Annotated in this window: 12 protein-coding genes; 9 read left to right on the top strand and 3 right to left on the bottom strand. The window is 31.9% G+C overall.

Annotated elements, in window-relative coordinates; translation table 11 throughout:
* Positions 1-639: 639 nt before the first annotated feature.
* From HMPREF9333_RS10410 to HMPREF9333_RS10400, 3 genes are all read left to right on the top strand, one after another.
* Positions 640-1419 carry a ParA family protein gene (locus HMPREF9333_RS10410; RefSeq protein ID WP_005541887.1) on the top strand — a complete coding sequence of 260 codons (780 nt, stop codon included), beginning with the start codon at positions 640-642 and terminating at the stop codon, positions 1417-1419.
* Complete coding sequence (locus tag HMPREF9333_RS10405; RefSeq protein ID WP_005541886.1) at positions 1419-2363, top strand: ParB/RepB/Spo0J family partition protein; 945 nt, start codon at positions 1419-1421, stop codon at positions 2361-2363. The genes HMPREF9333_RS10410 and HMPREF9333_RS10405 overlap by 1 nt, the downstream gene beginning before the upstream one ends.
* Positions 2364-2588: 225 nt before the next feature.
* A complete protein-coding gene (locus tag HMPREF9333_RS10400) occupies positions 2589-3071 on the top strand; it encodes a DUF4446 family protein (RefSeq protein ID WP_040882956.1) in 483 nt (160 codons plus the stop codon).
* A gap of 24 nt (positions 3072-3095) precedes the next feature.
* On the opposite strand, the gene HMPREF9333_RS10395 is transcribed toward HMPREF9333_RS10400, so the two are convergent.
* Positions 3096-3671: a biotin transporter BioY gene (locus tag HMPREF9333_RS10395; protein WP_005541881.1), complete on the bottom strand. Its 576-nt coding sequence runs from the start codon at positions 3669-3671 to the stop codon at positions 3096-3098.
* Between the two features lie 498 nt (positions 3672-4169).
* The gene (locus HMPREF9333_RS10390) at positions 4170-4868 is read right to left on the bottom strand and encodes a DUF434 domain-containing protein (protein WP_005541880.1); all 699 of its coding nucleotides are present in this window, start codon (positions 4866-4868) and stop codon (positions 4170-4172) included.
* Positions 4869-5092: 224 nt separating this feature from the next.
* Between HMPREF9333_RS10390 and HMPREF9333_RS10385 the strand changes: the two genes are divergently transcribed.
* The 5 genes from HMPREF9333_RS10385 to HMPREF9333_RS10365 all read left to right on the top strand — a co-directional run bounded on the left by HMPREF9333_RS10385 (position 5093) and on the right by HMPREF9333_RS10365 (position 9509).
* Complete coding sequence (locus tag HMPREF9333_RS10385; protein ID WP_005541877.1) at positions 5093-5737, top strand: ABC transporter ATP-binding protein; 645 nt, start codon at positions 5093-5095, stop codon at positions 5735-5737.
* A gap of 23 nt (positions 5738-5760) precedes the next feature.
* The gene (locus tag HMPREF9333_RS10380; protein ID WP_040882934.1) at positions 5761-6906 is read left to right on the top strand and encodes a hypothetical protein; all 1146 of its coding nucleotides are present in this window, start codon (positions 5761-5763) and stop codon (positions 6904-6906) included.
* The gene (locus HMPREF9333_RS10375; RefSeq protein ID WP_005541873.1) at positions 6903-7682 is read left to right on the top strand and encodes a hypothetical protein; all 780 of its coding nucleotides are present in this window, start codon (positions 6903-6905) and stop codon (positions 7680-7682) included. The genes HMPREF9333_RS10380 and HMPREF9333_RS10375 overlap by 4 nt, the downstream gene beginning before the upstream one ends.
* The gene (locus tag HMPREF9333_RS10370; protein WP_005541871.1) at positions 7675-8541 is read left to right on the top strand and encodes a hypothetical protein; all 867 of its coding nucleotides are present in this window, start codon (positions 7675-7677) and stop codon (positions 8539-8541) included. Before HMPREF9333_RS10375 ends, HMPREF9333_RS10370 begins: the two co-directional genes overlap by 8 nt.
* Before the next feature lie 260 nt (positions 8542-8801).
* Positions 8802-9509, top strand: a complete 708-nt coding sequence (locus tag HMPREF9333_RS10365; RefSeq protein WP_005541869.1) for a hypothetical protein — start codon at positions 8802-8804, stop codon at positions 9507-9509.
* 103 nt (positions 9510-9612) lie between these two features.
* On the opposite strand, the gene HMPREF9333_RS10360 is transcribed toward HMPREF9333_RS10365, so the two are convergent.
* On the bottom strand, positions 9613-10686 hold the full coding sequence (locus HMPREF9333_RS10360) for an NADH:flavin oxidoreductase (protein WP_005541867.1): 1074 nt from the start codon (positions 10684-10686) through the stop codon (positions 9613-9615).
* Positions 10687-11282: 596 nt separating this feature from the next.
* Here HMPREF9333_RS10360 and HMPREF9333_RS10355 point away from each other — a divergent pair.
* On the top strand, positions 11283-11567 hold the full coding sequence (locus tag HMPREF9333_RS10355) for a transposase (protein ID WP_005539206.1): 285 nt from the start codon (positions 11283-11285) through the stop codon (positions 11565-11567).
* The last annotated feature ends 112 nt before the right edge of the window (positions 11568-11679 follow it).

Raw genomic sequence — 11679 nt, 5'->3', positions numbered from 1 at the left:
TATAGCCCGATTAATGGGTATAACAGGTATTAAAAAATATTTATTAAAGGATATAATTTATATTATAAAATGTTGATAACCGTGTGGAAATGTTGATAACATAAAAAATGTATATATAATAATACAGATAAAATAATAATGTGATAATTAAAATTAATATTTTATAAAAACATCAAATATCTATATTTTATAAGCATAAGCACAATAAATTTGAGTATAATTAAATCCTATTTTTGCAGTACAGATAGACTAAGTTCCAAAAACCTATAAACAATGTTTCACGTGAAACATTGTTTATAGGTTTTGTTTTACTTCGATGCTATTTTAATCAGATAAGATTTGTGAAATCATGAATGTCTCTTTAAATAAAAACAAAAATGGATACAAATATTTATTTTAAGTATAATATAGTATTTATCTATAAATACAGTGATATATTCAAATGATAAGTTGATGTCTATTTAAAGAGCATAAAAACAATATATATTATGAGGAATACCGGAATAAAGAACTGTGGAAATAACATAGTATAAGGTATAAAGCAGGAATGATTTTAGATTATAATTACAATAATAAAATTAAATGAAAAAACATAAAAATTATGGTATACTTAGTGGTATAATATCTGGGGAGAAAATAATGGAAAGAATAATAGCCATTGCAAACCAAAAAGGTGGTGTAGGAAAGACAACAACAGCTATAAATCTTGCCGCAGCATTGGCAGAAAAAAACAAAAAAGTCCTTGCAGTTGATTTTGACCCACAGGGGAATATGACAAGTGGGTTTGGAATTGAAAAAAACAAGCTTGAAAATACGGTATACGACCTAATCATAAATGGTTCGGATTTTAATGAAACTATATGTAAAACAAGGATAGAAGGTCTCTTTTTGATACCTTCAAATGTTAATCTGTCAGGAGCGGAGATAGAACTGCTTGATATGCAAAAAAGAGAATATGTTTTAAAAGATTCAATAAAGGAAAATATAGATAAATATGATTTTGTCATAATTGACTGTCCGCCTTCCTTAAGTTTATTGACTATAAATGCTTTAACCGCCGCCTATACGGTACTTATACCAATACAGTGCGAATATTATGCACTTGAGGGATTAAGCCAAATGTTAAAAACATTGGAAATTGTAAAAAGAAGACTTAATAGGATACTGACAATTGAAGGAATTTTATTTACCATGTATGATCCGAGGAATAATTTAAGCAGTCAGGTAATAGAAAATGTAAAAGAATCATTAAATGAGAATATATATAATACGGTTATTCCGAGAAATATAAGGCTTGCAGAAGCTCCAAGCTATGGTATGCCTATAATTGAATATGCACCGAAATCAAGCGGTGCCCAAAAATATAGAATGCTTGCAGAGGAAGTTATAAATAATACGCATGGAGGAAATGGTATATAATGACATCAAAAAAGCGAGGTTTAGGGAAGGGGTTAAATGCAGTATTTGGAGAAAGCAATATTTTAAATACTGAAGAAGATGATAAAATCTCAGTCAGCAATACAGCGGATGGTATGAATAAAGCTGATGAAGGTATTAAGGGTGATATTATGATTAAAGTTTCTTTAATAGAACCGAATATGAACCAGCCCCGCAAAGAATTTAGAAAAGAAGAACTTGATGAGCTTACACAGTCAATAAAGCAATACGGAGTTTTACAGCCTATAATAGTAAAGAAAAATGGAGAAAGATATGAGATAATAGCAGGAGAAAGAAGATGGAGAGCAGCTCAAAAAGCAGGTCTTACGGAAATTCCTGCGGTTATAAGAGAATATTCAAAGCGGGAATCTATAGAAATATCAATTATAGAAAACATACAAAGAGCTGATTTAAATCCTTTAGAGGAAGCCAGGGCATATAACAGCTTACTGGAGGAATATGGTTTAAAACATGAAGAAATAGCGGAAAGAGTTTCAAAAAGCAGGGCGGCAATAACCAATTCACTTAGACTTTTAAAACTTGATGAGAGTATACAGCAGCTTGTAGCGGAGAAAAAATTAAACCAGGGTCAGGCGAGAGCATTATTGTCTATTGAAGATAAAGATTTACAAAAACAAGCCGCACAGGAGGTAATAAAAAAAGATTTAAATGTAAGAAAAGTGGAACAACTTGTAAAACTTCTTCAAACAGCAAAAAAACGGCAGGAAAAAACAGATGATGAAAGCAAGGAAACAAGAGATTATTCGCTATTTTATAAGGACTATGAAGAAAAAATAAGGAGTAAATTTAGTGCAAAGGTAAGAATCAACAGGAAAGATAAAAATAAGGGAAGGATAGAGATAGAGTATTATTCTCAAGCAGAGCTTGAAAGAATTATAGAACTTATAAACAGTATAAGAGGCTGATATTTATATAAAGTTATATATTATAGTTTTTATTATGAATATATACATATAATGGCAGCAGATTAAAAAATAAAAGACTGGAATATAGCACAGCTGCAGTATCAGGTATTCCATCAAGTTTATAATTCCGGTATTTATATCAGGTATTTCATTTTTATTACATGGCTTGAGAGATATAATGATTTATAAAAGTAATAGAGGAAGGATTTTGATTTAAATATGCAGATTGATAACAGCATAATAATATACATACTGATTGGCTTTGATATTTTAATAATTATAGGGCTGTTGATTTTTTATATAAGATGCAAAAAGCTTTTTCAATCATATGATTATTTTATGAGAGGAAGAGATGCTGAAAATCTGGAGGATATAATAAGAGGTCTTGCATCAGATCTTAGGAATCTAAGGCAGGAGGATAGGGAAAATAAAGAAGCTATAAGGATTTTAAATAAGAATCAAAGGGCTTCTTATCAGAAATTAGGTATCGTAAGATATAATGCTTTTGAAAAAATGGGTGGAGATTTAAGCTTTGCATGTGCCTTACTTGACTATACCAATTCGGGATTGATTATAAATTCAGTACATTCAAGAGAGGGTTGTTATGTATATGTTAAAATAGTTGATAGGGGACAGACTGAGGTACTTTTAGGAAAAGAAGAAAAAGAAGCACTTGAACAGGCACTTGGATATAAAGAAAGGGTTTAATGCTAAAAAGCGGGAATAACTGTATTATACAGTTATTCCTGCTTTTTTTAAGCGGTTTATAAATATATTGCCTAAAAATACGGCAGCTAAAATCTTTAAAAAATCCATTATAAAAAATGGAGCTATACAGACCTTTACTGCATTTTCAAAAGATACATTTTGCTGTAGTGAAAACCAAAAGGCTCCGAGTATATAGCATGGTATAAGTGAAAAAAACATGGCTAAAAAATGTATAAAATAATTATCTTTAAATCTATGTATAAAAAATGAACTGATAAAAGCTGTGAATAAAAATCCAAAAATAAATCCGCCTGTAGGTCCTGCAATTTTATTTAATCCTCCGATGAATCCTGAGAATACAGGTAACCCTATACATCCGAGTATTATATATATAAGTATACATAAAAAGGCGGAAACCGGTTCAAGAATATATGAACAGATAAATACTGCAAAAAGCCCAAGCGATACAGGTACCGGTGTTAAAGGTATATGTATTGATACAGGTGCAAGTATGCACATTAGCCCACTCATCAGTGATATAAATACAAGTTTTTTTGTGGATAACTTTTTTAAAGAATGATATGGTGTTGATATTTCCATTAAAACAATAAACCTCTGTTTCTTAATAAATTAATAATATGATGTGAGTGTCAAAAGTATTTGACACCTATTGATACAGGATTGTTAGACTTTCGCTTCTTGCAATCCTTGTAAAAATATTTGTAATTTTTATATTTTACAGTTTTTGGTAATATAAAACGGAGCTGTTTTGGTGCTTTGCCTGATATAAATAAAAACTGAATATAATAAAATTTATATTATAATACATCAGAGTAAATATATTGTCAACATAAAAATAAAACTATGAAACATATCGAATAAAATTAAATTGTTTTAGAGGAAAAAGTATTTTTGATTTGTTTTTATATAGAATTAATAGTATTAATAGTATTAATAGTATTAATACTATTAATACTGACTATCAGCCCTGTATTACGGTTATTCAATGTAATTAAAATAACTAAAAAATTTTAAACCCTTAAAAATCTTAATTTGTTTTTTATCTTCTAACATTTACGTTCCTATCACAGTACTTTCCTACCATACTTTAAGACTTGATTTGCCTTTTAGTCTTAAGCACTCTGCTGTAAGATTAATCCAGCTGTTGCAGTGATCCAGAATGACGGAATCAGATGTAATAACATTGTCTTTATTATATAATTTACGATCTACATCTTTAAGGAGCTGTATATAAAGTGCAAAGGGATATTTCTCCGCTATATCCGCAATCAGGGATTTCAGTCGTCCGGAGTTGGAAACAGGCTCATCCAAAAGGATATTGACTGCAATTACATTTGCATTTTGTAAAACATCAAACATCATTTGAATTGCCCTGTATGTTTCCGGGATCATTCTGTAGGTTCCACGAAGTGAAGCTAAATCACGGATTGTTCCGTCCATACCTGTAAGCAGTATCGAATCGCTTAAAAAAATCTCAAGGGTAATAATAGTGTTGAAACCGTCAATCCATACTTTAGTTCCGGAAATATCCTTTATTGAGAGTTGTTTTTTCTGTCGGTTTTGTAGCTGAGTATCTGTGGCAAGGCTTCTTACTATTGCAAGGCGCTGGCGTTCAGAGATCAAAAAATGGTTTCCTACAAATGTGGAAGCCTGTTTTATGTCATATCCCTCATTAATCAGATATAGTATGTGGCGTGAAGCTGTTTGCAGGGTCTTTAAAGCTTCAGGTGAAAAGTTTCGGTCATCTTCAGGCACATAGCCACGTTTTGCATTCATTATGTAGTACCTCCAATATTTTAATTACCGCTAATTACATTTATTATATCGTTTATAAGATTGGATGTCGATGGGGTGAAGTGTATTGATTGATACAAATCTCAATATGCTTCAATATATCTTAATACATCTCAATATATTTAAATATTGAACTTTATTTAAGAATATGATATGCTCAAAATCTACTAAAATTGTCTTTTTAAGAATTAAGGAGATTTCAGGATATGAATACTAATACTATTTCAATTCAAAATGCTTCTAAGAGCTTTGGACAACATAAAGTTTTGGATAATATAAATTTAAACTGTGAGAAAGGGTTTATATATGGTATTGTCGGATATAACGGTTCAGGTAAAACAGTTTTGTTTAAAAGCATATGTGGTTTTCTAAAGCCGGATAGTGGAGTTATTACAATTAATGGTAAGTCCAATTCAGATATTAGTGATTTTAACCTGGGTGTAATAATAGAAGCACCTGCTTATATATCTGAATTAAGCGGTATGGATAACCTGACCTATCTCTATGAAATTAAAAATAAAAGAAATAGAAAGCATTTAGAGGAAGTTATGAGGATTGTAGGACTTGATCCGCTTTCCAAAAAGAAAGTAAGCAGGTATTCTATGGGTATGAAACAGAGATTAGCCATAGCACAGGCAATTATGGAGGAGCAGGATATACTGATTTTAGATGAGCCTATGAATGGACTTGATAAACAGGGAGTTGAAGATATGAGAAATCTTTTTATAAGACTTAAGAGTGAAGGTAAAACTATACTTCTTGCAAGTCATAATCGGGAAGATATTGATATTCTCTGTGATTATGTCTATGAAATAGATTCAGGTAAACTTAAAAATATAAGGAGTAAATAGTATTTGAAAGAGAGGTTTTGATTATGAATAAGAATAAGATTAAACATTCAAAAAGAGGATTGTCCATGAAAATAAAACTGAAATATATTATACCTATGCTTATGATAATAATGACAGCCTGTACATCTTCTTCATGTAGTAAAAAAACTCTTCAAGAGTCAAGTGCCGTTAACAATGAAAGTACGGATTCATCATCAACAGCTCAAGTAGGAGGAAACTTCCCTGAAAAAATTAATATGGAGATTGAGCGTGTCAAATTCGATGCTGATGTGCTTGCACACTCTTCTGAAAATATGAAGGTTAAATCTTATAAGGTAACAGTAAGGAAATTTGATAAGGAAAAAATTAAAGAGAATCTTCTGAATGGTATCGAAGTGGCAGAAACAATAAACTACGAGGATGAGGATTCTTATAGTGGAACAAAAGAGGAATACCTATCGGTTTCTCCTACCAGAATATTTTTTTATAAAAATTTATATATGTATGTAAATCATACTTTTTCATTATCTGAAGATAATAGAAATGCGGAATTATATATGAAGGATACAGACTTTGATTTTGCAAGCAGGGATGAGGCTAAGGAGCTTATACTTAAAGAGCTTGACAGTTTAGGAGCGAGACTGGGAAGTGACTATTTTATAAATATGTATTCTTTAGACTATGAAACTATGAAAGAGAATGAAGAAGTACTTGATATGGATGGTGGATTGGATAAATCTGCCTATAAATCGAATTGGAGCAGTAAGGATAATTGCTATTATCTATGTATAAGACAGAGTGTAAACGGTGTCCCTGTAGGATATAAATACTCTGATGCGGATGAGAATATCAATGAGTACAATGCTCCCATACAGCTTTTATATTCAAGTTCAGGTATAGAATTCTTAAATATAGACAGAATATTCGACTTTTCCGATAAGAATGAAGAAGTTGTTCTTGCAGATATGGATAAGATATCAGCTTGTATAGCAAAGAAGTATAATGATATTTTGAATGAAGCAAAATATTCAGTTAATAAACTTGAATTACATTATATATGTATTAAAGAAAGTGAAACAAAGTATACGGTACGTCCTGCCTGGGTGGTTACTATGAGTCAGATTGGAGAAAACACATATAACTTTCAGATGATTATAGATGCACAGACTGCTAAGGAAATTATATTATGATTACTGCATTAATAAGGGGAATTAGAAATAACTTTATAAGGTGCTTTAAGGGATATAGATTTATTTTTGGCATTTTAGGTATTATCGGAGTTTTTATACTTTCTCTTTTGGACTATAAAGCGGAAATAAGAGTAATACATGTTTTTGTGGACAGCTTCCAGACAATAACATTTTTAATTGCAATTATGTTTTGTAGTTTGCCTTATGCTTCAAGCTTATGTGAGGATTTGGAAAATAATTATTATAGACAAGAGCTTGCGAGACATAAACTTAGCATAATGATACTGTCAAAAGCGGTTGTTATATTCTTTTCGGCAGTTCTTACTATGTTTATCGGAAGTCTTATTTTTACCTTTCTCTTAGGACTTAGATATGAATGGGGTATACTTGAGTATTATGGCGATTTGTTATTGGATATTTCAGATATGATAAAAAATAATCAACTTGTTCTTTATGTTGCTGTTACAGCATATAAGATAGGAACCTTATATGGAGTGTTAGCACTGCTTTCTACTTTAATCTCTCTGTTTGTAAAAAATAAGCTGATAGTATATGCAGCTCCTGCCATTGTATGGTATCTGATTGTAGATTTATCCAGAAAGCTTCCAGAAAAACCTCTATATTTAGAGATATACTGTATTTTTTCACCTGACCATAATGTATGGAATAATGAGTGGCTGACACTTTTATGGTCGAATTTGGTAGCTCTTATTTTAGCAATGTTTCTTACTGTATTTATATATATAAGATTTAAGAGGATGGTTGCCAATGGATAAACTGAAAATATTACTTTATAGTTTTGAATTAACGAAGCATAAATTTTTAAGTTCAAGATTTAGAAGTTTATGTCTTATATATGCCGGATTTGCTTGGGTAAGTATATCCTCTATTAGAACTTTTATAGAGGCAAAAAATTATCCTATATCCCCCTATATATATCCTATTATGGCAATAAATATAAAATTTAGAATGATTATAGGTTTTTGCTGTGTGTACCTGTTTTCGGATGTTCCTTTCCTGCAGTACAGCGAGATGTATTCGTTGGTTAGAATGGGCAGGTTAAAATGGGCTTTAGCACAGATTTTAAGCATATTTGAAACGGCATTTATGTTTTGTTTATATATGTGCATAGTTCCTGTAGTTCTCTGTATTCCTAATATTGAATTAACCGGAGAATGGGGAAAAATAATACATACGCTTTCGCTTACAAATGTATCAGGACTATATTCGATTGATATTTATGTTCCTTATGGGGTGCTTGTAAGACTAGAACCTATGGAAGCAATGCTTTTAGCTTTCGGACTGAGTACTTTGCTTATATCATTTTTCGGTATTTTTATGTTTGCTGTAAGTTTAATATTTAAAAGAAATATTGCTGTTGTTGCAGCTTCTGTTGTTATAGTATGGTCAGTAGCGGTATACAATATGTATCTTATTCCTAAAGGAATATTTTCTAATTACGCTCCGGTGCTATGGCTTGATATCTCCCAAATAGGACAGCTGTTTTATGGAATAAAACGCTTTCCCGATCTAAAGTATATATTACTCAGCTTTTTGCTTATGATAAGTGTATCGGCACTGGCTGTTATATGGGCTATTCGCTCCAGAGACTTAGAGTGGATTAATGAGGATTAGGGTCTTATTAAATAAGAACTGATAATGGATAACATATTTATTCGTACTGACTCTGCCGAAAATATCAAAGCAGATAAAGCAAAATTTACAGATAAAGATTGACGGTGCAGTTTTTATGTGAAAAAGTAAAAATTCCTTAAAAGGCATGACAATTTAATTCAAATTAATACTAAATTAGATTTGTATGAGTTAAAAGTGGTTTTACCATTTACATTATTTTGGTTAATTATACTATTATTCTAAGATAAAAGATTTGATAAATGAAAAAAGACATATTGACTTATAAGCTGGATAAAGCAGGAGATTTTATTGAAATTATAGACTCAAATAAGAGGTACTATGGAGGAGATCAGGCATGGTTTAAAAAAGCGTTTGAGGACAAAAGGGATAATATAGGGCAAAACGGAGGCTGCGGTACAGTTGCAGCTTCCAATATTACTGCGTATTTATCCGGATGCAGTAAGTATAAAGGTTTATATGCCTATTCTGATTTTTCAAAAGAAAATTATATAAAACATATGAAAGAGATGTACAATTATGTAACACCGCACCATATTGGCAGCAGACCGTTAGGAGTATGGCCTATAAGATACTTGGGAAGTAAAGTTGAAAAATTTGCTAAAGACAGAGGCGTAGACCTAAAACCGGTTTACAGGGATTCGGAATTTAATTATGAAAATACGACTGATTATATTAAATGTGGATTAAAGAGCAATTCTCCGGTGGCAATGCTTATAGGTATTAATAATAAACTTGTTAATATCCCTTGGAAAACTTCCGATTCAGACGGATATACATCACAATCTTTTAAACTGCATTGGGTAACAGTTACTGAACTTTATATTAATAAAACCAGTCCTGAATTAAGTTATGTTAAGGTTTCTTCATGGGGAGGATATGCTGAGATATATATATTAAATTATATAAATGGAGAACGGTTATATCAAGGGCTGCTATATTTTAAATAATCAGTTGTTGTTGTGTTGTATTTCACACCCTCCTAAATTTGTTATGCAAAAACGGCTTCGTTATTGTTTAACGGTATTAAATCTGATTTATCTCCATAAAAGTTTAAAGTTTCTTGTGCGATTTTTTCAAAAGGATATTTTCCGATATTGGAGAAAGCGCAAGTAATTGTGCCGGACAGTTCTCGCCATTTGTAAACCACTTACATTTATGACATTCAAAACATGATTTATAACTCATATTTCCAATTGAATGTGTTACAAATGATTCATCTGCTAAAAATGGACGACCATAAGCTACAAAATCGCAAGCTCTCTGTATGATTAAGGCATTTCCTCTTTCAAGATTTTTGATTTCCCCTACTGTTATAACAGGGATACTAACATATTTTTTTAAGTAGCAGCCGGTATAAACTATATCACTGTATTGGTAATCCGGCGGTGTGTTTATTTTTCTGTTTGCAGGTATACCATGTGAAACATGAAGAATATCAATACCAATCTGTTCTAAGGCTATTGCTGTTTCTATATCTTCACTAAAACTATCACACCAGCCCATACGATAGGAAATAAGAAAGTTATTTGCTGAAAATTCTTTTATACCATCTATTATTTCTTTTACCAGAGTCAGTCTGTCGGTTAAATCACCGCCATATCTGTCTTTTCTCCGATTAGAATAGGACGATGAAACCATGTTAAGAAAGAAAGTATGAGCTCCATGTAATTCAATTCCATCTAAACCGGCTTTTTTGCATATCCTTGCAGCATTTATAAATTGATTACATATGAAAGCAAGTTCATTTGTTGTTAACTTGTTTATATCCTTTGAATGAATGTCGCCATACGCATATCCGGCTAATCCGAGTTGTGCAAAAAAGCGACTTCCGTTTTTATGACAACTTTCAGCTATCTTCCTTAAATATGGGATATGTTGTTCGGAATAAGCTCCGGCATATCCGGAAGTAGTAACATCTTTTGAAAGGTTATCTGTTGGCGAAACGGAAATAACCTGACTGATTAGCAGTCCAATTTCCTTATCTGCACGCTTTGTATACTCCAGAATCAACTTGTCCTGCATTTCTCCGTCTTTAGTTGGAAAACCAAAACGTACCATTGGAGCCATAACAATACGGTTTTTGAATAGTACATGTTTTATTTGTAGTGGCGTAAAAATATCCATTTGTTGAATTCTCTCCAGTTTGATTTCTTCTATACTTTTAATTATAATTATTTATATTCAAAAATAAAGTACGCACCTTTTGGTGTGATACTTACCAAGAGGAGAGCTATATTCTGAAAGCTTTATGTTTAAATTTGGAGCAATCTTTAAACAAAAAAGCCACAAACCCTTTTAAAATAAGGATTTGTGGCGAAATCTCTGGCGTCCACGAGAGGATTTGAACCTCCGACCTACCGCTTAGGAGTATGGCTTACCATGTGATACACGGTTCGGATGTAACTTCCAATATCATCCCTTACGCAGAATGACTTGTAGTAAACGAACTTTATGGTGCAAAACACCTATTCTGACGCAGTTTTATGTGTCCGTTGGGTGGTCCTATTAGCAAATTCTTAGCAAGAGGACACCCGGCCAAAACTGATTGCTACTGCCATTCTCCACTCCCTTAGTCAAAATGACAAGGCAAATACATGGAGGTTACTATGGACAAGAAAGAGAAAAAGTCACTGCCGGAACCGCGCATGTACTGATATAATTAATTTGTAACACTCTGTTCGAATAATATATAATATTTATTATCCAAGGAGGACATAAAAATGTCAGTACGTTACAGTGAAGACTTTAAAAAAGAAGTCGTTAGAGCCTATATGACCGGCGACAAATCTTACATTCAGCTTTCAGCAGAATATAACATTGCTAAAAGTACTATTAGTCAATGGGTTAACAAATACCAAGAAGAATGCCTTTATACCACTCACAGTACCACTGAATCCAATGAAGCAAAAGAAATCAGAAGACTTAATCAATTACTTAATGAGAAAGATAAGGAAATATCTTTCCTAAAAAAAGCAGCGGCATTCTTTGCGAAGGAAATCGATTAGTGGTATATCGATTCATCGATGATAATAAAGAAATCTTTGGTCTCAGATGGCTATGCAAGCTAGTTCGGATTAGCCCTAACTGCTACTATAATTATAAAAAAGGGGTTAGAAG

The sequence above is a fragment of the Johnsonella ignava ATCC 51276 genome (genome assembly GCF_000235445.1).
Classification (GTDB): domain Bacteria; phylum Bacillota; class Clostridia; order Lachnospirales; family Lachnospiraceae; genus Johnsonella; species Johnsonella ignava.
The sequence above is the reverse complement of the archived record's forward strand: the minus strand, read 5'-3'. Positions and strand labels throughout refer to the sequence as shown.

Coding starts and splice junctions, on each gene's coding strand:
- HMPREF9333_RS10375 (WP_005541873.1), top strand. CDS start 6,903: ATGATTACTGCATTAATAAGGGGAATTAGAAATAACTTTATAAGGTGC.
- HMPREF9333_RS10380 (WP_040882934.1), top strand. CDS start 5,761: ATGAATAAGAATAAGATTAAACATTCAAAAAGAGGATTGTCCATGAAA.
- HMPREF9333_RS10370 (WP_005541871.1), top strand. CDS start 7,675: ATGGATAAACTGAAAATATTACTTTATAGTTTTGAATTAACGAAGCAT.
- HMPREF9333_RS10385 (WP_005541877.1), top strand. CDS start 5,093: ATGAATACTAATACTATTTCAATTCAAAATGCTTCTAAGAGCTTTGGA.
- HMPREF9333_RS10365 (WP_005541869.1), top strand. CDS start 8,802: ATGAAAAAAGACATATTGACTTATAAGCTGGATAAAGCAGGAGATTTT.
- HMPREF9333_RS10355 (WP_005539206.1), top strand. CDS start 11,283: ATGTCAGTACGTTACAGTGAAGACTTTAAAAAAGAAGTCGTTAGAGCC.
- HMPREF9333_RS10390 (WP_005541880.1), bottom strand. CDS start 4,868: ATGAATGCAAAACGTGGCTATGTGCCTGAAGATGACCGAAACTTTTCA.
- HMPREF9333_RS10405 (WP_005541886.1), top strand. CDS start 1,419: ATGACATCAAAAAAGCGAGGTTTAGGGAAGGGGTTAAATGCAGTATTT.
- HMPREF9333_RS10360 (WP_005541867.1), bottom strand. CDS start 10,686: ATGGATATTTTTACGCCACTACAAATAAAACATGTACTATTCAAAAAC.
- HMPREF9333_RS10395 (WP_005541881.1), bottom strand. CDS start 3,671: ATGGAAATATCAACACCATATCATTCTTTAAAAAAGTTATCCACAAAA.
- HMPREF9333_RS10410 (WP_005541887.1), top strand. CDS start 640: ATGGAAAGAATAATAGCCATTGCAAACCAAAAAGGTGGTGTAGGAAAG.